At 72.8% G+C, this 20,465-nt stretch carries 19 protein-coding genes; 8 read left to right on the top strand and 11 right to left on the bottom strand.

The features are described 5' to 3' along the window. Window positions 1–85: 85 nt before the first annotated feature. Window positions 86–2,500: an endopeptidase La gene (gene lon, locus AB0A94_RS17290; protein ID WP_361745109.1), complete on the top strand. Its 2,415-nt coding sequence runs from the start codon at window positions 86–88 to the stop codon at window positions 2,498–2,500. An 80-nt stretch (window positions 2,501–2,580) separates the two neighbouring features. On the opposite strand, the gene AB0A94_RS17285 is transcribed toward lon, so the two are convergent. Then, entirely contained in the window at window positions 2,581–3,405 is an 825-nt protein-coding gene (locus AB0A94_RS17285; RefSeq protein ID WP_361745107.1) for a lysozyme, read from the bottom strand. 261 nt (window positions 3,406–3,666) lie between these two features. Between AB0A94_RS17285 and AB0A94_RS17280 the strand changes: the two genes are divergently transcribed. Next, entirely contained in the window at window positions 3,667–4,161 is a 495-nt protein-coding gene (locus AB0A94_RS17280) for a MarR family transcriptional regulator (protein WP_361745105.1), read from the top strand. Window positions 4,162–4,178: 17 nt separating this feature from the next. Here AB0A94_RS17280 and AB0A94_RS17275 read toward each other — a convergent pair whose 3' ends face one another. After that, window positions 4,179–4,973, bottom strand: a complete 795-nt coding sequence (locus AB0A94_RS17275) for a hypothetical protein (protein ID WP_361745103.1) — start codon at window positions 4,971–4,973, stop codon at window positions 4,179–4,181. Window positions 4,974–5,368: 395 nt separating this feature from the next. Between AB0A94_RS17275 and AB0A94_RS17270 the strand changes: the two genes are divergently transcribed. From AB0A94_RS17270 to AB0A94_RS17250, 5 genes are read left to right on the top strand one after another with little or no spacing between them, the layout of a single operon-like run. Then, complete coding sequence (locus AB0A94_RS17270) at window positions 5,369–8,521, top strand: nitrate- and nitrite sensing domain-containing protein (RefSeq protein ID WP_361745101.1); 3,153 nt, start codon at window positions 5,369–5,371, stop codon at window positions 8,519–8,521. After that, window positions 8,518–9,021, top strand: coding sequence for a roadblock/LC7 domain-containing protein (locus tag AB0A94_RS17265; RefSeq protein WP_361745099.1), 504 nt, complete (start codon window positions 8,518–8,520; stop codon window positions 9,019–9,021). Before AB0A94_RS17270 ends, AB0A94_RS17265 begins: the two co-directional genes overlap by 4 nt. Then, a complete protein-coding gene (locus tag AB0A94_RS17260; protein ID WP_361745097.1) occupies window positions 9,018–9,437 on the top strand; it encodes a DUF742 domain-containing protein in 420 nt (139 codons plus the stop codon). Before AB0A94_RS17265 ends, AB0A94_RS17260 begins: the two co-directional genes overlap by 4 nt. Continuing rightward, window positions 9,418–10,056, top strand: a complete 639-nt coding sequence (locus tag AB0A94_RS17255; RefSeq protein WP_361745095.1) for an ATP/GTP-binding protein — start codon at window positions 9,418–9,420, stop codon at window positions 10,054–10,056. The genes AB0A94_RS17260 and AB0A94_RS17255 overlap by 20 nt, the downstream gene beginning before the upstream one ends. A gap of 54 nt (window positions 10,057–10,110) precedes the next feature. After that, entirely contained in the window at window positions 10,111–11,373 is a 1,263-nt protein-coding gene (locus tag AB0A94_RS17250) for a styrene monooxygenase/indole monooxygenase family protein (RefSeq protein ID WP_361745093.1), read from the top strand. On the opposite strand, the gene AB0A94_RS17245 is transcribed toward AB0A94_RS17250, so the two are convergent. The 4 genes from AB0A94_RS17245 to AB0A94_RS17230 all read right to left on the bottom strand — a co-directional run bounded on the left by AB0A94_RS17245 (window position 11,337) and on the right by AB0A94_RS17230 (window position 14,710). After that, window positions 11,337–12,500, bottom strand: a complete 1,164-nt coding sequence (locus AB0A94_RS17245) for an NlpC/P60 family protein (RefSeq protein ID WP_361745091.1) — start codon at window positions 12,498–12,500, stop codon at window positions 11,337–11,339. The two genes, AB0A94_RS17250 and AB0A94_RS17245, sit on opposite strands and share 37 nt — an antisense overlap. Window positions 12,501–12,603: 103 nt before the next feature. Next, window positions 12,604–12,918, bottom strand: coding sequence for a hypothetical protein (locus tag AB0A94_RS17240; RefSeq protein ID WP_217129608.1), 315 nt, complete (start codon window positions 12,916–12,918; stop codon window positions 12,604–12,606). A gap of 29 nt (window positions 12,919–12,947) precedes the next feature. Then, complete coding sequence (locus AB0A94_RS17235; RefSeq protein ID WP_361745089.1) at window positions 12,948–13,601, bottom strand: helix-turn-helix domain-containing protein; 654 nt, start codon at window positions 13,599–13,601, stop codon at window positions 12,948–12,950. A gap of 170 nt (window positions 13,602–13,771) precedes the next feature. Then, window positions 13,772–14,710, bottom strand: a complete 939-nt coding sequence (locus tag AB0A94_RS17230) for a diiron oxygenase (RefSeq protein ID WP_361745087.1) — start codon at window positions 14,708–14,710, stop codon at window positions 13,772–13,774. Window positions 14,711–14,934: 224 nt separating this feature from the next. Here AB0A94_RS17230 and AB0A94_RS17225 point away from each other — a divergent pair, with 224 nt between their 5' ends. After that, window positions 14,935–15,537, top strand: a complete 603-nt coding sequence (locus AB0A94_RS17225; protein WP_361745086.1) for a Uma2 family endonuclease — start codon at window positions 14,935–14,937, stop codon at window positions 15,535–15,537. Here AB0A94_RS17225 and AB0A94_RS17220 read toward each other — a convergent pair. The 5 genes from AB0A94_RS17220 to AB0A94_RS17200 form a co-directional block, all read right to left on the bottom strand. Then, window positions 15,534–16,037: a DUF3291 domain-containing protein gene (locus tag AB0A94_RS17220; RefSeq protein ID WP_361745084.1), complete on the bottom strand. Its 504-nt coding sequence runs from the start codon at window positions 16,035–16,037 to the stop codon at window positions 15,534–15,536. The two genes, AB0A94_RS17225 and AB0A94_RS17220, sit on opposite strands and share 4 nt — an antisense overlap. 66 nt (window positions 16,038–16,103) lie before the next feature. Next, complete coding sequence (locus AB0A94_RS17215) at window positions 16,104–17,561, bottom strand: penicillin-binding transpeptidase domain-containing protein (protein ID WP_361745082.1); 1,458 nt, start codon at window positions 17,559–17,561, stop codon at window positions 16,104–16,106. Then, window positions 17,558–18,919 carry an FtsW/RodA/SpoVE family cell cycle protein gene (locus AB0A94_RS17210; protein WP_361745080.1) on the bottom strand — a complete coding sequence of 454 codons (1,362 nt, stop codon included), beginning with the start codon at window positions 18,917–18,919 and terminating at the stop codon, window positions 17,558–17,560. Before AB0A94_RS17210 ends, AB0A94_RS17215 begins: the two co-directional genes overlap by 4 nt. A 43-nt stretch (window positions 18,920–18,962) precedes the next feature. Continuing rightward, window positions 18,963–19,805, bottom strand: coding sequence for an SH3 domain-containing protein (locus AB0A94_RS17205; RefSeq protein WP_361745078.1), 843 nt, complete (start codon window positions 19,803–19,805; stop codon window positions 18,963–18,965). Between the two features lie 116 nt (window positions 19,806–19,921). Further along, window positions 19,922–20,428: a protein phosphatase gene (locus AB0A94_RS17200; RefSeq protein ID WP_361745076.1), complete on the bottom strand. Its 507-nt coding sequence runs from the start codon at window positions 20,426–20,428 to the stop codon at window positions 19,922–19,924. Between the last annotated feature and the right edge of the window lie 37 nt (window positions 20,429–20,465).

Raw genomic sequence — 20,465 nt, 5'->3', positions numbered from 1 at the left:
TCAGAGCGAACGCGGCTTCGGGAACATTCGGCGGCTCACCAGCATTGAGTCGGCATAACTCAACTTGACTGCCGAAGGGGAGATCATGGCTGCTGAGTCCACACCGCTCGCCCTGCCTGTGCTGCCGCTCGACGACGAGGTCGTGCTGCCCGGGATGGTGGTTCCGCTGGACCTGAGCGACTCCGAGGTGCGCGCCGCGGTGGAGGCCGCCCAGGCCGCCGCCCGGACCGAGCCGGGGAAGCCCAGGGTGCTCCTGGTGCCACGCGTCGACGGGACCTACGCCGGTACCGGCGTACTGGGCACGATCGAGCAGGTCGGCAGGCTGGCCGACGGCGATCCGGGCGCCCTGATCCGCGGCCGGGGCCGCGTGCGGATCGGCGCCGGGACCACCGGGCCGGGCGCGGCGCTGTGGGTGGAGGGCACCCGCGTCGACGAGACCGTGCCCGACCCGCTGCCGGGCCACGTGACCGAGCTGGTCAAGGAGTACAAGGCGCTCGCCACCGCCTGGCTGCGCAAGCGCGGCGCCTGGCAGGTCGTCGACCGGGTCCAGGCCATCGACGACGTCTCCGCGCTCGCCGACAACTCCGGCTACTCGCCGTTCCTGACCACCGAGCAGAAGGTCACCCTGCTGGAGACCACCGACCCGGTGGCCCGGCTGCGGCTCGCCACCCAGCAGCTGCGCGACCACCTCGCCGAGCAGGACGTCGCCGAGACCATCGCCAAGGACGTCCAGGAGGGCGTCGACAAGCAGCAGCGCGAGTTCCTGCTGCGCCGCCAGCTCGAAGCCGTCCGCAAGGAGCTGCGCGAGCTCAACGGCGACCAGGAGGGCGAGGAGTCCGACGACTACCGGGCCCGCGTCGAGGCCGCCGACCTGCCGGAGAAGGTCCGCGAGGCCGCGCTCAAGGAGGTCGACAAGCTGGAGCGCTCCTCCGACCAGTCGCCCGAGGGCTCCTGGATCCGCACCTGGCTCGACACGGTCCTGGAGCTGCCGTGGAACGAGCGCACCGAGGACGCCTACGACATCCAGGGCGCCCGCGCCGTACTGGACGCCGAGCACGCGGGACTGCAGGACGTGAAGGAGCGGATCACCGAGTACCTGGCGGTGCGCAAGCGGCGCAGCGACCGGGGCCTGGGCGTCGTCGGCGGACGGCGCGGCGGCGCCGTGCTGGCCCTGGTGGGCCCGCCCGGCGTCGGCAAGACCAGCCTCGGCGAGTCCGTCGCCCACGCGATGGGCCGCAAGTTCGTCCGCGTCGCCCTCGGCGGCGTCCGCGACGAGGCCGAGATCCGCGGCCACCGCCGCACGTACGTCGGCGCGCTGCCCGGCCGGATCGTGCGGGCGGTCAAGGAGGCCGGGTCGATGAACCCGGTCGTGCTCCTCGACGAGATCGACAAGGTGGGGTCGGACTTCCGCGGCGACCCGGCCGCCGCGCTGCTCGAGGTCCTCGACCCGGCGCAGAACCACACCTTCCGGGACCACTACCTGGAGGTCGAGCTCGACCTGTCCGACGTCGTGTTCCTCGCGACGGCCAACGTCCTGGAGGCCATCCCGGAGGCCCTGCTCGACCGCATGGAGCTGGTCCGCCTCGACGGCTACACCGAGGACGAGAAGGTCGTCATCGCCCGCGACCACCTGCTCCCGCGCCAGCTGGAGCGCGCCGGACTGGACGAGGACGAGGTCACGATCGACGAGGGCGCGCTGCGCAAGCTGGCCGGCGAGTACACCCGCGAGGCGGGCGTGCGCACCCTGGAGCGGTCCGTCGCGCGGCTGCTGCGCAAGATCGCGGCCCAGCACGAACTGGGGGAGCGGACGCTGCCCTTCACCGTGACCGAGGGCGACCTGCGGGACCTGATCGGCCGGCCGCACCACGTGCCCGAGTCCGCCCAGGACCCGGCCGAGCGCCGCACCGCCGTCCCCGGTGTCGCCACCGGCCTCGCGGTGACCGGCGCCGGCGGGGACGTCCTCTACGTGGAGGCCTCCCTGGCCGACCCGGAGACGGGTGCCGCGGGGCTGACCCTGACCGGCCAGCTGGGTGACGTGATGAAGGAGTCCGCGCAGATCGCGCTGAGCTTCCTGCGCAGTCACGGCGCCGAACTGGAGCTCCCGGTGGGCGACCTGAAGGACCGGGGCGTGCACATCCACTTCCCGGCGGGCGCGGTGCCCAAGGACGGCCCGAGCGCGGGCGTCACGATGACCACCGCCCTGGCCTCGCTGCTCTCCGGCCGGCTGGTCCGCACCGACGTGGCGATGACCGGCGAGGTCTCGCTGACCGGGCGGGTGCTGCCGATCGGCGGGGTGAAGCAGAAGCTGCTCGCCGCGCACCGGGCGGGGATCACCACCGTGATCATCCCCAAGCGCAACGAGCCCGACCTGGACGACGTCCCGGCGGAGGTGCTGGACAAGCTGGACGTCCACGCCGTCACCGACGTCCGCCAGGTCCTGGAACTGGCGCTGTCGCCGGCCACCAGCGGCGCGGCGCCCGAGGTTCCGGTCGCGGCGTGACGGACGCGGCCGGATGAGGGAAGGCCCGGGTCCCGTGAGGGAGGCCCGGGCCTTCACCGCGTCCGGGGCCGGCCGGCCGGTCAGCCCAGCGCGAAGGCCCGTAGCCCGTCCGGGGTGCCGTTGAAGAGGTCGTGGTCCCCGACGGTCGGCCCGGTCGAGGTGTACTGCCACATCGTGTACGTGTCCCAGCCGGCGGGCAGTTCGCCCACGGTGGAGGCGTACCGGGCGATCCACAGCGGAGTGGTGGCGGCGAAGCCGGCGTAGTTGCCGGTGCACTGCTTCCACCAGCTGGTGGCCGTGTAGAGGACGGCGTCCCGGCCGGTGCGGTACCGGTACTGGTCCAGGAAGTCGCGGATCCAGCTCACCATCGCGCTCTGCGACTTGCCGTAGCAGGCGTCGCCGTACGGGTTCCACTCGATGTCGAGCACGCCCGGCAGGGTCCGGCCGTCCGCGGACCAGCCGCCGCCGCGGTCGACGAAGTAGTCGGCCTGGGCGGAGCCGCTCGCCGTGTCGGGCGTGCCGAAGTGGTAGGAGCCGCGGACCATGCCGACGTCGTGGGAGCCGTCGTACTGCTGGGGGTGGTACGGGTTGGTGTAGTACGTCCCCTCCGTGGCCTTGGTGTAGGCCCAGCGGACGCCGCTGTTCCACAGGGTCGTCCAGGCGACGTCGCCCTGGTGGCTGGAGACGTCCACGCCCTCCGTCCGGGTGGCGCGGACGGTGGGGAGTCCGCCGCGGCCGTCGTGGGCGAGCACGCCCGCGCCCATGCGGGCGGAGCCGCGCGGAGGGGCGCCGGGAGCGGATTCGGCCGCGACGGCCGTGCGGGGGAGGGAGACCACCGCGAGCAGGACCGCGCCGGCGGTCGCGAGTGCGCGTATGCGGGGGAGGCCGGATCTGTGCACAGGCATGACGCATCTCCGAAAGGTCGGTGTGGGGCGAACCCGGAATGTGACCCACGTCCCATGTGGTGGGCATGCCACGCAATCGCCTGGTGAGGAGACTGCGCACGTGGACCGCGGCGGGGGCGGGGCGTCCTCCCCACTGTCCGAAGGACGTGGGAGGTGCCCCGGCCGCCGTTGGTCTACGCCTGCGAAATACTGGTGGAGCTGCGGCGACGTCGCCACTTGGCGGGAAGCTCGTCGAACCGGAAAACCGAAGCAGGGGCAGACGTGCACGAACATGGACACCGCGGCGAAGAGCGCGCCGCCTCCCCGGAGCCCGCGCCGGGTGTGGACCAGCCCGGATTCCTCGCACTGGAACGCGAGTTGACGGTGCTGCTGCGGCGTGCCCGGGCCAGCCAGGGGGAGATGGCCCGCGCGGTCCACCCCGACCTGGAGCCGTCCGCGTACGGGCTGCTGGTCCGTCTGGATGAGTGCGGCCGGCAGCGGGCCACCGAGCTGGCCGCCTACATCGGCGTCGGCAAGGCCACGATGTCGCGCCAGCTGCGCGCGCTGGAGGAGCTCGGCCTCGTCGCCCGCGAGCCGGACCCCGCCGACGGCCGCGCCTGGCTGATCACCCTCACGCAGGAGGGCCACGCACGGGTCCGCAGGGTCCGCGAGGCCCGCCGCGCCCGCTACGCCGGCCGGCTCGCCGACTGGGACCCCGCCGAGGTCACGGAACTCGCCCGGCTGCTGAACCAGCTGAACCGGGGCATGGAGAATTGACCCCGTACGGAGTACCGCTAACGGGGTGACAGCTCGGCGTACACCACCGTCGCGTCGTCGTGCGTCTTGCCGCGGCGCGGCGGTACCCGGTCCGCGTCCGCCCGTTCCAGGGTCCGTACGCGTTCCACCAGGGACCAGGCGCCCTCCTCGCGGACCAGGGTGAGACAGTCCGCCCAGCCGCCCTCGCGGAACCTCTCCACCCAGCGCGCCGCACCGTCCGTCAGGGCGGCCAGGGCGCGCACCCCGTCGCGCGGCAGCGAACCGGTGACCGCGCGGGAGGCCACCGAGGGATCCGCCGCCGCCGTGAAGAAGCCCCCCTCCTTGTTGCGCAGCGTGGTGTCCACCAGGGTGTGGCTGGCCAGGGCCGAGCGGGGCAGCCGGTCCAGCCGGTCGTCCAGCAGCGCCGTGACCGAGCCGTCGGCGGACTCGACGAGCAGGGCCGAGTCGGAGAGCACCAGGTAGTCCACCGAGGCCGGTGACCAGCGGGCCAGCACCACCGTCGCCTGAGGCGTACGGGGGTGAGAAAGGTCACAGGTTGCCGCGTGGCTCCCGGCGGTACGCGCGAGGGCCCGGGACAGCAGCTCGGCCAGCGGAACATCCGGGAGGGAAACGGTCAGTTCGGTCAGCGCCCCGCCCAGCCGCGCGGTGAACCAGGGCACGGAATGCAGGCATCCGCCGCCGTCCCCCGGCGGTGTGACCCCGTCCAGCAGCACGAGCGAACCGCCCTGTCCGGAGGCCGGAAGTCCGACACTCGCGAAGTCCTCGTTGGGGCGGCCGGGATCACCGGGCTCCGACACCAGCTCCGTACGCATCCCGCCAGTCTGCACGAGCCCTTCACAAGGGCCGCGAAGGGCCTTCGTCGATCACCGGATCATCGAAGCCGCGCAGGTCAGACGCCTGATTTGGGAGGGAATGCAGTGCTCCGGGAAGACGTGGCGGCGAATATTGCCACCGCCCGCCGCAGACGTCCAACCGGCGTGCCGCGCGGGGCCGCTGCGAAAGACGGCGGAACTTGCCCCTCAACTCACCTCCGGGGTTCACTCCTTCGAGTGGCGGGTCAGGTGATGCGCATCCACTGTCCACGCTCACTGGGAGGGTCGGGGAGCGATGGGGGCGCCTCGCTGTCCGAGCGCGGTCAAGAGCTCGGGGTGAACGCCCGCACCCGTTGACGGAGCGTCACCCGGACCCACGGGTACACGAGTCAGGAATGCGAGCACCGGTGCAGAAGTCGCGGCCTCGTCGCACAGGCAAGCAGACGGCCCCCAAGGGGGACGCGGAGCGGACGACCGGCGTAGGCAGGGGCCGCCCCACCCATGTGCGCAACCGGCTCATCGTCGCCGTGGCCGTGGTGGCCGCCGCGATCGCCGCGGCCGGGGCACCCTCCGTGCTCACGGCCTCCGGGCAGCTCAAGGACGCGCAGGACCTGGTGACGCTCGCCGAGCAGACCCAGGACGCCCTCACCCTGGCGCACTCCCTCGCCGACGAGCGCGACGAGGTCGTCCCCTACATCGCGGCCGGCCGCCCCAGGTCCGAGGCGCCCTCCGAGGAGCACAGCGCCCGCGTCGACCGGCAGGTCGAGGAACTGCGCGCCGACACGGACCTCCCCCAGGAACTGCACGACGGCCTCGACGCCGTCGCCACCGTGCGCAGAGCGGCGCTCACGGGCAAGAGCAGCGCCCTCGAAGCTCACCAGGCGTACTCCACCGCCATCACGCGACTGCACCGGCTCGCCGAACAGCTGGCGGAGCGGACCCCGCCCCGCGCCAGCTCGGGCGCCCACGCGCTCACCGAGCTGGACTCCGCCGTCCAGCAGGCCGCTGCCACCCGCGGACTGCTGTTCGCCGCGCTGAACGTGCCGAGCACCACCCGGACGGTGATCGACCCGATCACCGGCCTGCCGTCCACCACCAGCAGCACCTCGGACGCCGACACCGAGCGGCGCGACGCGCTGACCGCCGCCGCGCTCCAGGCCCGGCTGCGCTCCGACGCGGCCCTCGCCGACTTCCGCGAGACCGCGCCCAAGGACGCTCGCGCCTCCTACGACTCCACGGTCACCGGCCCCGAGGTCGAGTCCGCCGAGAAGTACCTCGCCCGTCTCACCGACGAGCCGACGCTCTCCGACGACGACCTCGCCACCAGCGCCGAGAAGCTGCAGGCCGCGCTCACCGCGCGGGTCGAGACGATGCGCGGGGTGGAGTCCGCCCTCTTCGACCAGCGCACCAAGGACCTCGCCCAGCTGCGTGACGACGACGTCACCGCGCTGGAGATCCGGATCGCCGTCCTCGGCGCCCTGACGCTGCTCACGATCGGCATCGCCACGGCGATGGCCCGCACCCTGACGCGTCCGCTGTCGGTGCTGCGCCGGGGCTCCGCCCGCCTCGCCGAGGCGGAGGACCTCAGCGGCCAGGAGCCGATCGCCTTCACCGGCCGCAACGACGAGTTCGCCCAGGTCGTCCGCTCCGTCAACGCCCTGCACGCGCGCGCCGCCGCCCTCGCCGAGCGGATCGCCACGCTGGAGGCCGACCGCAAGCACCTCGTGGGCCAGCGGCAGAAGATGGCCGACGCCCGCGAGGAACTGCGCACCGAACTCGCCGAGTCCACCGCCCACCTGGAGCGGCTGCGCGCCGGCATCGGCGGCACGTTCGTCAACCTCGCGCTGCGCACCCTCGGACTGGTCGAGCGCCAGCTCGGCGTCATCGAGGGGCTGGAGGAGCGGGAGGACGACCCGGACCGGCTGGCCACCCTGTTCAAGCTCGACCACTTCGCCACGGTGATGCGCCGGCACAGCGAGAACCTCCTGGTCCTGGCCGGCACCGAGCACGTGCAGCACACGGCGGGCCCGGTTCCGCTGGTGGACGTCGTACGGGCCGCGGTGAGCGAGATCGAGCGGTACGAGCGGGTCCGTATCGCCGCGCTGCCGCCGCACGCGCACATCGCCGGGTTCGCCGCGGACGACCTGTCCCACCTGCTGGCCGAGCTCATGGAGAACGCCACCTCCTTCTCCCCGCCCGACCTGCCCGTCGAGGTCTCCGGCTGGCTGCTGGAGAACGGCGAGGTCATGCTCTCCGTCCAGGACGAGGGCATCGGCATGACCAGAGAGCGGCTGGAGCGGCTCAACTCCCGGCTGTCCGACTTCGACCCGGAGGTCACGTACGACGCGGAGGCCGAGGACGGTCTCGGTCTCGGCCTGTACGTCGTGGCCCGGCTCGCCCACCGGCACGGGGTGCGGGTCCGGCTGCGGGAGCAGAAGCAGGGCGGCATCGCCGCGGTCGTCGTCCTCCCCGACCCCCTCCTGGCGCCCGCCACCCCCGACGCGGTCCCCGCCTCCGTCGCCGGCGGCACTCCCGCGTACTCCCTCCCGGGAGCCGACGCCGAGGCCAACTCCAACGTCCTGCACGGCCGCACGGAGTCGGACGATCCGCTGGTCGCCCTGGCGGAGAAGGCGGTACGCCACCAGGGCTCGTCCGGTGGGGAGACGCCGGGCGAGCCGACGGGGACACCGGCGGCGGACGGCGCGGACGCGTCCTCGCCGGCCCCCGCGGAGGAACCGGCGGGAAGCCCCGCCGGGCGGCCCGGGGAGGCCCGTGCCGAGGATGCCGGCGAGCCGGCGGCGAGCGGTGCCGACGAGCCGGCGAAGGCGGAGGCCCCCGCCGGGGCGGCGGAGGCTTCCGCGCCGGGCGGTGGGGACGAGGCCGCACCGGACCGGGCGGGGCGCGAGGACGCGGAGGGCGCCGACGCGCCGGCCGAGCGGCCCGCCGAGGTCACGATGGAGCTGCTGATCCCGGCACAGCCGGAGGGCGAGAGCGTTCGCCCGGGGGCGGGCCACGCGGGCGGAGACGATGCCTCGGCCGGGGCCGCGGACGCCGCTTCACAGCCGTTCGGCGCGGGCGCGGACGCCGCCGTCCGCCCGGGCGCCGGTCACGCGGCCGGAGACGAGGAGGCCCCGTCCGGCGCCGCGGACACGGAGGGTGCCGCCCGCCCGGGCACGGCCCACAGGAACGTACCCGGAACGGACGCCGGATCCGGGGAGCACGCCGGAGCGGACGCCGAAGCCGAGGAGCACGCGCGCGTCGCCGACGGGGACGGGGACGGGGACGAGGAGCCGGTCACGGCCAAGGGCCTGCCCAAGCGCACGCCGAGGATCACCGCGCACGCCGAGGCCCCGCGCCCGCGTACCGGAGCCGTGGACGCCGAGGCCCTGCGCCGCCGGCTCGGCGGTTTCCGCCAGGGGGCGGACGCAGGGCGCCGGGACGTCGAGGCGGAACTCGCCGAACGGCCCGGCGGCCACCGGGCGCCGTCCGACCCGGCCGCCACATCCGAAGAGACCACGGGGGGCACAGTCGAGGAGGCAAGCAGTTGACCGCGACCGGTACTGTCGGACTGAGCAGTGAGGCCCGCAACCTGCACTGGCTGTTGAGCAATCTCGTCGAGGAGGTGCCCGGCATCCTCTCCGTCGCGGTGGTCTCCTCCGACGGCCTGCTCCTGCTCTCCTCCGACGACTCCCGCAACACCGCCGCCCGCGAGGCGCAGGGCGCGAAGCGCACCGGCCCCCGCGGCTCCGCCGCCGACCTGGCCACCGTCGTCTCCGGCATCGGCAGCCTCACCGTCGGCGCCTCGAAGCTGATGGACTTCGGCCAGGTCAAGCACACGATGGTGGCGATGGACGAGGGCAGCCTGTTCGTGATGTCCATCAGCGACGGCTCCCTGCTCGGCGTGCACGGCTCCGCGGACTGCGACATGAGCGTGGTGGCGTACCACATGGCCCTCTTCGTCGGCCGCGCCGGCCATGTCCTGACCCCGGAGCTCCGCAGCGAGCTGCGCCAGTCCCTGGAGAGCGAGTCCACCGGGGGGCCCCGATGAGCAAGTCCAGGAAACAGCTCCCGGTCCGTGGCGGCGACCGCAAACCCGCCCGGGTCCGCCCCTACTCGCTCACCGGCGGCCGTACCCGCTTCGGCCACGTCCTGCTCGTCGAGACGTTCGTCGGCGCCACCGCCGCGCTCGAAGCCGCCGAGGAGCGCAAAGAACTGACGAACGGCAACCTCACCTCCCGCGTGATGCCGGAGATGCGGGCCATCGTCGAGCTGTGCCGCCGTATGCGAACGGTGGCCGAGATCGCCGCGCTGCTGAAGATGCCGCTCGGCGTGGTCCGCGTGCTCCTGAGCGACCTCGCGGACCAGGGAAAGATCCGTGTCTACGGAACGGGGACCGGCCACGGCACGGGCCGCCCGGACCGCGCGCTGCTGGAAAGGGTGCTGAGTGGACTCCGCCGTCTCTGATGCCGCTCACGGCGTCTCCCCGCTCGTCGAGGACGACGAGCCCCTGCTGCCCTGGCAGAAGGACCGCACCCGCGCACCCGTCGCCACGAAGATAGTGGTGGCGGGCGGCTTCGGCGTCGGCAAGACCACGCTGGTCACCACGGTCTCGGAGATCACGCCCCTGGAGACCGAGGCGCTGATGACCGAGGCGAGTGCGGAGCACGACGACCTCACCGCCACGCCGGACAAGCTCACCACCACCGTGGCCATGGACTTCGGCCGCATCACGCTCGACGACGACCTGGTGCTCTACGTCTTCGGCACCCCCGGCCAGCAGCGGTTCTGGTTCATGTGGGACGACCTGGTGCGCGGCGCGATCGGCGCCGTCGTGATGGCCGACACCCGCCGCCTGAAGGACTGCTGGCCGGCGCTGGACTACTTCGAGAGCTGCGGACTGCCGTACGTCGTCGCGGTCAACCACTTCGACGGCAGTGAGCGGTTCGACGCCGAGGACGTGCGGGAGGCGTTGACGATCCCCGCGCACATACCTGTAATGATCATGGATGCGCGCCGCCGGATCTCGGTCATCGAGACCCTCCTGTCCCTCGTGGGCCACGCACTCGACGAAACCCCCGAGTAATCCCCGCGCAGCCCCCGAGCCGTCCCCGAGCAGCCCTCTTAGGAGCGTCCCCGTATGCGGAAGATACTCGTCGTCGGAGCCGGCCAGTCCGGTCTCCAGCTGGCCCTCGGCCTCCAGTCGCACGGGTACGAGGTCACCCTGATGTCCAACCGGACCGCGGACGAGATCCGCACCGGACGGGTGATGTCGACGCAGTGCATGTTCCACACCGCCCTGCAGCACGAGCGCGATCTCCAGCTGAACTTCTGGGAGTCCCAGGCCCCGAAGATCGAAGGACTCGGCGTCTCGGTCGCGGCCCCCGGCTCCTTCGACCCGGGCCCCTCGCAGCGCGCGATCGACTGGCTGGGCCGGCTCGACGGGTTCGCGCAGTCGGTGGACCAGCGGGTGAAGATGGCCGGCTGGATGGAGACCTTCGCCCAGCGCGGCGGCCAGCTGGTCATCCACGGCGCGGCGGTCGGCGACCTGGACTACTTCTCCCGCACGTACGACCTCGTGCTCGTCTCGGCGGGCAAGGGCGAGCTGGTGCAGATGTTCGCCCGCGACCCGGAGCGCTCCCCGTACCGCGAGCCGCAGCGCGCCCTCGCCGTCGCCTACGTCCACGGCCTCGGCCCGCGTCCGGAGCACCCGGACACGGAGGCGGTCCGCTGCAACCTGGTCCCCGGGGTCGGCGAGATGTTCATCATGCCGACGTTCACCACCTCGGGCCGCGCCGACATCCTGTTCTGGGAGGGCATACCCGGCGGCCCGCTGGACGCCTTCAAGGACGTCAAGGACCCGGCGGAGCACCTCTCCCTGACCCTGGAACTCATGGAGAGGTTCCTCCCCTGGGAGTACGCGCGGGCCACCAAGGTCGAGCTGACCGACGCCGGCGGCACCCTCGCCGGCCGCTACGCTCCCACCGTCCGCAACCCGATCGGCCGGCTGCCCTCCGGCGGCCTCGTCCTCGGCGTCGCCGACGTGGTCGTCGCCAACGACCCGATCACCGGCCAGGGCTCCAACTCCGCCTCCAAGTGCGCCGCCTCCTACCTCGCCTCGATCCTGGAACACGGGGAGAAGGAGTTCGACGAGACCTGGATGCAGGGCACCTTCGACCGCTACTGGGAGACGGCGCGGCACGTCACCAAGTGGACGAACGCCATGCTCGCCCCGCCGCCGGAGCACGTCCTGAACCTGATCGGCGCGGCCGGACAGCTCCAGCCGGTCGCGGACCGCTTCGCCAACGGCTTCAACGACCCGGCCGACTTCGAGAACTTCTTCTACGAACCGGAGAAGACCGAGGGCTACCTGATGGAGGTCTCGGGCGCGTCCGGCGCGTGACCGGGGGCGTACCCCTCGTCGGACCCCTCCGTCGCCCCCGCGGGGAGCTCCGGCGGCACGTACCGCCGTACGGGCTCCCCGGCCGGGTCGGGGCGTACGGCGCCCAGCACCGGGTTGGCCGCGATCGGGGAGACCTTGACCCGCGCACCCGGGCGGGGCGCCTGCACCACCATGCCGTCGCCGAGGTAGAGGGCGACGTGCGTGGCCTCCGGGAAGTACACGACGAGATCCCCCGGCCTCAGCTCCGCCAGCGGCACCCGCTCCAGCCGTGCCCACTGCTCCTGGCTGGTCCGGGGGATCGGCGTCCCGGCGGCGCCCCACGCCTCGGACGTCAGCCCCGAGCAGTCGTACGCGGCGGGCCCCTCCGCGCCCCACTCGTACGGCTTCCCGATCTGCTCCACGGCGTACCGCACGGCCCGCTCGCCCGCCGCCGACGGGGGAGTGCCGCCGCTGCCCAGCGCACCGGAGGACACCAGCTCCTCCTGCGCCTCGGCCACGTTGTCCCGCTCCAGCTCGGCCAGCGCGGTGAGCTGCTCGGCGGTGAGCGAGGCGAGGAGTTCCTCGACCGCGCGGAGCCGTGCGAGGACCTCGTCCCGCTCCTTCCTGCGCCGCTCGGTCAGGGCGAGCCGGACGTCGAGGGCCTCGCGGGCCCGGCGGGCCAGGGCGCCGGCCTCCTGCTCGTCGCCGGTCAGCCGGCCCACCGTCCGGGCCCGCTCCCGCGCCAGCCGCCCGATCACGTGCCCCTGGTCGAGCGCGCGCTGTGGATCGCGTGCGAGCAGCAGCCGTACGTAGGGGGAGAGGCCGGTGACGCTCTGGTACTGCTGGCGGGCCAGCCGTCCGGCGGCGCCCCGGCTGTCGCGCAGGGAGAGCCGGGTGCGGGCGAGGGCGCGTTCGAGCCGCTCGGCCTCGGCGCGCTGCCTCGTCAGCCGTTCCCCGGTGGCGTTGTAGGCCTCGGTGGCCTTCTCGGCCTCCCGGTACAGGGTCTGAAGCTCCGTCAGCAACTCGGCGACGGAACGCCCGCCGGTGCCGCCGCCCGGTTCCGGGACGGCCGTCGCGGGCACGGGCGCGAGAACGGCCCCGGTCGCCAGCGCCGCCGCGCACACCAGACGCAGAAGCCTTCCTGACACTCCATCACCTCCGGCGCGGGGCGGCCCGTCCGCTCCGCACCGCGAGCATCGGGCGGGTGCGCGCGGCCCGCGCGCCGAGTGTGCGCGGTTCGGCGCAACCCGGTCACCCGTCGGCGTCGTCCGGCTTGCCCTCCGGCGTGGCGTCCGGACCGGGCGCGGCCTTCGACCACGGCCACCTCCGGCGGTCGCCGGCCCGCCCCGTGGGGTCGTACAGGTACTTCCATCCCCGGGTCAGCCCGGTCCGCGCGCTCCGCGCCCGGGGCACCCGCCGGTAGACCAGCACGGTGGGCGGGCCGCCGTCCGGGGCCGGGACGGGGATGCGGTACGTCTTCGGCGGGTGCCCGGTGATGCCCAGCAGCACGGGCAGGACGCGCCCGTCCATGGGCCCGCCCTCGAACGGGGTGTCTTCGCTCTTCACGCCCTCAGTGTCGCGTGACGCGCGGGCCGTCAGAGGTCCGCGGCCAGCGTCCGCACCAGCGCGTCGGTCTGCGCGTCGCGCCGCGCGGTCACCGTCAGCACCGCCACGAACTGCTCCACGAGCCAGTCCCGCAGTTCGTCCACGGGTGGCTGTTTGTCCTCGTCGAGCCAGATCAGCGAGGCCGCCTCCACGGCGGTGATCCACATCCGGACCGTCATCCGCAGCCGGGGTCCGGGACCGGCGACCCCGAGGTGGCTGAGGATGTGCTCGGCGGCGGCCCGCCGCACGCCGTCCACGATGGCGGTCGTACGGGAGGTCTCCACGACGCTCCCGCCCTGGAGCAGTGCGCTGAACCCGGTGTCGTGCCGGCCGACGAAGGCGAGGTAGCGGTCGAGGGCCCGGGACAGCCGGGGCAGCAGCGGGCCCTCGTGCGGCTCGTCGAAGCAGTGCCGCAGCTGGTCGGCGGCGGACATCAGGGCGGCCTCGTACAGCTGTTGCTTGCCGCCCGGGAAGTACCGGTACACCAGGGGGCGCGACACGCCGGCCGCCTCCGCCACGTCGTCCAGGGAGACGTCCTCCGGGGCACGGTGGGCGAAGAGGGACAGCGCGGCCTCGAGCAGCTGGCTGCGGCGCTCCTCGACGCTGAGCCGCCGGTAGGCGGGGGTGGGGGCCTGCGGGGTCATGCCCGCAGGGTAACCGCCCGCCCGGCTGCGCGAGCAGCCCCGACGACTTCCACGGCCGCCGTCCGACCCCGCGCAGCACGCCGATGTCGTCCGGGCTGTGCCCGATGTGCGGCTGCGCCGCGTGGCGGTGAGCCGTTCGGGGATCGTGGTGGTCCGGTGCGAGCGCCTGTCTACGCGAGCAGCCCCGACGACTTCCACAGCTTCCGTCCGACCCCGCGCAGCACACCGATGTCGTCCAGGAAGTCGGTGAGCTTCTTCGCCCCCTGCTGCATCACGTCCCGGCGGTGGGCGCTCGCCCTGACCTGGGCGACGGCCGCACGTCTGTCCAGGCCGACGTTCGTGTACACCTCGGGGTTCACGAAGGCCACGGAGAACACCCGGGCGAACTCGCCCGAGGTGACCCGGGTGAACTCCTGCGACCACTTCGGCGCGGTCACCATCTGGCGCCGCAGCTCCTCACGGGCGTAGCGCACGTGCCGGGCCTCCTCCACGACGTGGATGCGCGTGACGCCCCGGATCAGCGGCTGGACCCGCTCGTCCGGGAAGGTCAGCCGCTGCATCCAGTCCAGGACCTCCTCGCCGAGCAGGGTCGCGGTGAAGGAGCCGGGGGTGGTGGAGACCGTCTTGAACAGCCGGCCGAGGTTCTGGTGGACGCGGCTCACCGGGTACCACGGGGTGCCGCCGCGGGTGATCACCCGGGCGAACATCCTGGAGTGCCGGCACTCGTCCTCGATCTCGGTGAGCGCGTAGCGCACGTGTGCGCTCGTGGCGGCCTTGTCGTAGATGTGCCGGACCAGCAGCTGCATCAGGATCAGCTCGAACCAGATGCCGAGCGAGGCGAGCGCTGCCGCCTCGTGCCGCGAGAGCAGGACGCGCTGCTCCTCGCTCATCCGCTTCCACATCGGGGTGCCGTACAGCGACACCAGCTCCGGCGGCCAGAACCACTTGCCCTCCTCGAAGGGGGCCTCCCAGTCCAGCTCCTCGTCGGGATCGAAGGAGTGCTTGGCGGAGGCGTCGAGCAGCCGCCGCGCCACCTGCTCCCGGTCCTTGAGCAGCCCGAGCGCGTCCCGCAGGCCGTCGAGCGCGTCGGCTTCCGACAGGGTCGTCATGACGGTTCCACCTCGGGGGCGTCTCGGGTTACCGGCGGGTCACCCACTTATGAGACTGCCTGTCAGCAAGGTCGTCAATCCCTCGTGCGGGACTTGTCGACGACCGGCCCACCGGGCGGACGTGTCAACGGCGCGTACTCCGGATCACCTCATGGGGCGTCGATCCGGCGTTCGCCCTGGGTACGCTGACGGTGTCGGTCAGACTGCAGCACATGGGAGCGATCATGAGCGCCGCACGCGACTACGGGCTGGGCGACGACTACGAGTGGCCTCGTCCGCCGGTGGGTGGCTGGACGGCGGACGACCTGGACAAGCTTCCCAATCTGCCTCCGCACACGGAGTTGATCGACGGGAGCCTCGTCTTCGTGAGTCCGCAGACCCGATTCCACACGCGCACCATGTGGCTGTTCGAGACCGTCTTGCGGGAGCAGGCACCAGACGGATGGGACGCCATCCGGGAGATGACCATCAAGCTCAATAAGCGTAATCGGCCGGAGCCCGACATCCTGGTGGTGCGTGAGGACGCCGACACCGGCCCGGGGCAGACCTGGTTCCGACCCGAAGAGGTCCTGGTCGCCGTCGAAGTCGTCTCCGACGATTCCGAGGAACGGGACCGTGAGGTGAAGCCGCGGAAGTACGCGACCGCGGGCATCCCGCACTACTGGCGCGTCGAGCAGAACGACGGACTCCCCGTGGTCTACGTCTACGAACTGGACCCCATGACCAAGTCGTACGTACCCATGGGCATCTTCCACGACCGGCTCAAGCTGACCGTCCCGTTCCCCGTCGACATCGATCTCACCGCCGTCGACGGTCGCCGCCGCTAGACCGAGCAGCCCAGCCCCTCCGGCACCTCCCCGGTCAGCGGCTCCGCGCCGCCCGGCGGGAACGACGTGCGCAGGGTGAACGCGTACGGGGTCGGGCCGTTGGTGCGGAGGTGGAGGAGGCGGGACTCGGCCTCCGCGACCGTCGGGCGGTGGCCCGCCGGGACCCACCACAGCGCCGCCATCGCCTCCTCGACACGCTCGAACCACTCCCGGCGCCGCGCCAGCATCTCGCGGTGGCGGCCCTGGTACATGAACGCCGTCAGGGCGTCGGTGTTCCGCCACACCGACATGTTGATGATCAGCCAGGAGTCGCCGAAGACGGCGATGTCCGTCGCGTCGCCCCCCTCGCTCTGCAGGCGCCAGACGAAGCCGTCGGCGGCGTCGGCGTCCGCGTTCACCGGGTCGAGGCCGTCGACGAAGTCCTTCAGCCGCGGGGAGTCCAGCGGGGCCTTGAGGCGGGCGATGTTCACCTGGGCGAGTTCGTACGCGGTCCCGGTCATGTACCGAACGGTAGGTCGGGAACGCGGCGCTCCGACACCCCCGTCTCACCAAGTGGGCGCTGACGCCTACGACTTCAGCACCGCCTCCATCACCGCCCGCGCGATCGGCGCCGCCGTCCCGCCGCCGCTGATCTCCCGCCGGTTCGCCGCCGCCTCCTCGACCACCACCGCGACCGCCACCTTCGCCTCCATGTCCGCCCCGCCCTGCGCCCAGGAGATGAACCAGGCGTACGGCGTACCGGAGTTGCCCAGTCCGTGCTGGGCGGTGCCGGTCTTGCCGCCCACGATCGCGCCGGGGATCGCCGCCTTCGTGCCGGTGCCGTCCTCCACCACCCCCCGCATCAGCTCCCGCATCCGCATCGCCGTCGCCGGATGCATGGCCCGCCGCACCGGACGGGAGCCGGCCGTCGACACCGTGCCGCCGCCCGCCCGCGTGGTGCGCTCCACCAGGTAGGGCTCCCGCACCTGCCCGCCGCCCGCGACGGCCGCCGCGACCATCGCCATCTGCAGGGGTGTCGCCCGGGTGTTGTACTGCCCGATCGACGACAGCGCGAGCTGCGCCCGGTCCACCGTGGTGTCGAAGGTGCTGCGCGCCACCCGGAACGGAACGCGTACGTCGGAGTCGTTGAAACCGAAGTTCTCGGCCGTCGTCCTCATCTCCGCCACGCCCGTGGTCACCCCCAGCTTGGCGAACACCGTGTTGCAGGACCAGACGAACGCCTTCCGCACCGAGGCGTTCTCGCAGCCCCCGGACCCGTTGGTCAGCCGGGTCCTCGTCCCCGGCAGGGTGTACGGGTCGGGGGAGCGGGTCGGCGCGTCCAGGTCCTCGACCACGCCCGCGTCCAGTGCCGCCGCCGCGGTGACCACCTTGAACGTCGAACCCGGCGGATACGTCCGCTGCACCGCCCGGTTCAGCATCGGCCGGTCCGGATCGGCGTTCAGCCGCGCCCAGGCGTCCCGCGCCGCCCTGCCGTTCCCGGACAGCAGCGCGGGGTCGTACGACGGGACCGACACCAGCGCCAGGATCCGCCCGGTCGACGGCTCCACCGCCGCCACCGCGCCCTTCCGCGAGCGCAGCCCCTCGTACGCCGCCCGCTGCGCCGCCGGATCGATCGTCGTCGCCACGTCGCCGCCCGCGTTGCGGGAGCGCGTGAACTCGTTCCACAGCGGCAGCGGCGCGAGGACCGGGGCGGCCCCGGACAGCAGCTCGTCCTCCGTGTGCTCCAGCAGGGTCGTCCCGTACTCCTGCGAGGCGAAGCCGGTCACCGGGGCGTACAACGGCCCGTCGCGGTACGTCCGTTCGTAGCGCAGGTGCTCCCCGGTGTCCCGGGAGCCGGTGACCGGCCGCCCGTCGACCAGGATGTCGCCGCGCGGCTGCTGGTAGCGGGCGATGGCGTCCCGGCGGTTGGCCGGGTTGTCGTCGTAGGCGTCGGCCCGCAGGACCTGGACGCGGGCGGCGTTCACCAGCAGCGCCACCAGCAGCAGGGCGCAGAACAGCGCGGCGTGCCGGATGTGCCGGGTCATCGGGGCGCACCCCCGCCGCCCTGCCGCCGCGCGGAGTCGCTCAGCCGGACCAGCAGCGCCACGATCGCCCAGTTGGTCACCACCGACGAGCCGCCCTGCGCCAGGAACGGCATCGCCATCCCGGTCAGCGGGATCAGCCCGGTCACCCCGCCCGCGATCACGAACACCTGGAGCGCCACGAGCGAGGCGAGCCCCACCGCGAGCAGCTGTCCGAAGGGGTCGCGCAGGGCCAGCCCCGCCCGGTAGCCGCGCTCCACCAGCAGTCCGTAGAGCAGGAAGATCGCGGACAGTCCGGCCAGGCCCAGCTCCTCACCGGCCGTCGCCAGGATGAAGTCGGACTTGACCGCGAAGCCGATGAGCACCGAGTGTCCGAGCCCGAGCCCGGTGCCGAGCGTCCCGCCCTCCGCGAAGGCGAACAGGGACTGGGCGATCTGGTTCGGGCCCTCACCCGCCTCGATGGAGCCGAACGGGTGCAGCCAGGTCTCGATCCTGTGGTGCACGTGCGGTTCCAGCCGGCCCACCGCCACCGCCCCCAGCGAGGCCAGCAGCAGCCCCACCCCGATCCATCCCGTGCGGCCGGTGGCGACGTACAGCAGGACCACGAACAGACCGAAGAACAGCAGTGAGGTGCCGAGGTCCCGCTCCAGCACCAGCACGCCCACGCTGACCAGCCAGACCGCGACGATCGGCCCGAGCACCCGCCCGGTGGGCAGTTGCAGGCGCCAGACCCGGCGGCCGGCGTAGGTGAGGGCGCCCCGGTTCGCGGCGAGGTACGCGGCGAAGAAGACCGCCAGCAGCACCTTCGCGAACTCGCCGGGCTGGATGGAGAACCCGGCGACCCTGATCCAGATCCGGGCCCCGTTCACCGCCGGGAAGAGGATCGGGACCGTCAGCAGGACCAGCGCGGTGGTGACGCAGACGTAGATGTAGTTCTGCAGCACCCGGTGGTCGCGCAGCACCAGGACGACCATGATGAACAGCGTCACACCCAGCGTCGACCAGACCAGCTGGGTCGGGGCCGCCGGATCGCCCGGCGTCTCCAGGTCGAGCCGGTAGATCAGCACCAGGCCGAGGCCGTTGAGCAGCACCCCGATGGGGAGCAGCACCGGATCGGCGCGCGGGGCGCGCCGGCGCACCGCCAGATGGGCGACCAGCGCGAGCGCGCCGAGCCCGGCGCCGTAACCGGCGGCGCCGGGCGGGACGGTGCCGTTCCTGGCGAGGCCGACGGCGCAGTAGCCGTACACCGACAGCAGGACGGCCAGGACGATCAGGGCGAGTTCGACGCCGCGGCGCCCGGTGAGGCGGACGGCGGGCACGGGCGGATCCGCCGTCGCCAGGGTGGTACCGGCCTTGCTCATGTCCGGAACTTAACCGAATGGGGCGCCTTGCGTGCTTCGCTCGTCAGCACCAGCGTGGCGCGGGGCCGATGTTGTCGATGTGGGCGGCCGGGCCCCACGCCCAGGTGCCGTCCGTGAGGAGGTACCAGAGCGGGTTGCCCTCCACCTTGTCGCCCGGGACCTTGCAGAAGATCGAGACGACGTCGCCCTTGTGGGCGTACCGGATGATCTGCGAACCCCGGTTCGGGGCGCTGCGCAGGGGCAGGGACCCCGCCGTGACGACACCCCTGTACTCGCCCTGGTTGCCGTGGTCGCGGCCGGCCAGGTTGTTGAAGTTGCCGTTGCCGCCCTGCTGGTTGCCGTTGCCACCCTGCTGGTGGTTGTTGCCGCCGGCCTGTTGGTTGAGGTTGCCGTTGCCGCCGGCCTGGTTGTTGAAGTTGCCGTTGCCGCCCTGCTGGTTCGCGTTGCCGGCTTGCTGGTAGCCGTTACCGCCTTGCGGGTAGCCGTTGCCACCTTGCTGGTTGCCGCCGGCCTGGTTGTTGCCGTTGCCGCCTTGCGGGTAGCCGTTGCCGCCGGCCTGGTTGTTGAAGTTGCCGTTGCCGCCCTGCTGGTTCGCGTTGCCGGCTTGCTGGTAGCCGTTACCGCCTTGCGGGTAGCCGTTGCCACCTTGCTGGTTGCCGCCGGCCTGGTTGTTGCCGTTGCCGCCTTGCGGGTAGCCGTTGCCGCCGGCCTGGTTGTTGAAGTTGCCGTTGCCGCCCTGCTGGTTCCAGTTCCCCTGGCCGCCGCCCTGGTTCGGGTCGTCGGCGGCGACGGCGGGGGCGACGGCGGTCGCGACCGCGAGGGCCCCGGCGGCGAGAGCTATGGGCAGACGGCGGGTGAGCGGGGGGCGCGGGGGGCGCAGGGACATGACAGTACCTCCACATGCGGTGAAACGGGTCGAAGGAGACTTATCGCCACACTAGGAGCGACCCTCCGCGCCCGCCCGCCCTGCTGCGCCATCGGAGACGGCGCCACCCGCCCCGCCTACTCCGTCAGCTCCTCCAGCAGCCGCGCCGTGGGCAGCCCGGCGCGGAGATAGTCGACGAACAGGTCGTTGTGCAGGGCCCAGGGCGAGCGGCGGGAACGGATCAGCCGGATCGCCGCCTCGGCGGTCCTGCCCTGCCGCACCAGCGCGTGCGCGGCCACCAGGCCCGACCGGTTGTACCCGTGGTAACAGCGCACGAGGACCGTACGGCCGCCGTCCAGTGCCTCGCACGCCGCCTCGGCCAGCCGGATCACGCCCGCGAGCTGTGTCCCGTCCAGCGGCCCGTCGGGGATCGGCCACACATGGTGTTCGACCCCGGGATCCGGGCCGTGTCCGGGCAGTCGCAACAGCGTCTGCACAAGATCGAACTGCCGGTTCACCACGGCGAACTCCAGCCGGCCGGAAAGGCCCCGGAACTCGTGCCCGCCCATCCACAGACCGGGCACGATCTCGTTCCACGGGCTGTCCGGAGCCGGTACGTCGGGTTGCCTCCTGCGGGTACGCAACGGCGCCTCCCCACCCTCACCGCCCAACTCCTCTCAA

The sequence above is a fragment of the Streptomyces sp. NPDC044984 genome (assembly GCF_040646935.1).
GTDB lineage: Bacteria > Actinomycetota > Actinomycetes > Streptomycetales > Streptomycetaceae > Streptomyces.
Note: the sequence above shows the minus strand (reverse complement) of the source record. Positions and strands in the feature narration are given on the sequence as shown.

Coding starts and splice junctions, on each gene's coding strand:
- AB0A94_RS17225 (WP_361745086.1), top strand. CDS start 14,935: ATGAGCGCCGCACGCGACTACGGGCTGGGCGACGACTACGAGTGGCCT.
- AB0A94_RS17235 (WP_361745089.1), bottom strand. CDS start 13,601: ATGACCCCGCAGGCCCCCACCCCCGCCTACCGGCGGCTCAGCGTCGAG.
- AB0A94_RS17220 (WP_361745084.1), bottom strand. CDS start 16,037: ATGACCGGGACCGCGTACGAACTCGCCCAGGTGAACATCGCCCGCCTC.
- AB0A94_RS17285 (WP_361745107.1), bottom strand. CDS start 3,405: ATGCCTGTGCACAGATCCGGCCTCCCCCGCATACGCGCACTCGCGACC.
- lon (WP_361745109.1), top strand. CDS start 86: ATGGCTGCTGAGTCCACACCGCTCGCCCTGCCTGTGCTGCCGCTCGAC.
- AB0A94_RS17275 (WP_361745103.1), bottom strand. CDS start 4,973: ATGCGTACGGAGCTGGTGTCGGAGCCCGGTGATCCCGGCCGCCCCAAC.
- AB0A94_RS17210 (WP_361745080.1), bottom strand. CDS start 18,919: ATGAGCAAGGCCGGTACCACCCTGGCGACGGCGGATCCGCCCGTGCCC.
- AB0A94_RS17270 (WP_361745101.1), top strand. CDS start 5,369: ATGCGAGCACCGGTGCAGAAGTCGCGGCCTCGTCGCACAGGCAAGCAG.
- AB0A94_RS17250 (WP_361745093.1), top strand. CDS start 10,111: ATGCGGAAGATACTCGTCGTCGGAGCCGGCCAGTCCGGTCTCCAGCTG.
- AB0A94_RS17205 (WP_361745078.1), bottom strand. CDS start 19,805: ATGTCCCTGCGCCCCCCGCGCCCCCCGCTCACCCGCCGTCTGCCCATA.
- AB0A94_RS17230 (WP_361745087.1), bottom strand. CDS start 14,710: ATGACGACCCTGTCGGAAGCCGACGCGCTCGACGGCCTGCGGGACGCG.
- AB0A94_RS17215 (WP_361745082.1), bottom strand. CDS start 17,561: ATGACCCGGCACATCCGGCACGCCGCGCTGTTCTGCGCCCTGCTGCTG.
- AB0A94_RS17260 (WP_361745097.1), top strand. CDS start 9,018: ATGAGCAAGTCCAGGAAACAGCTCCCGGTCCGTGGCGGCGACCGCAAA.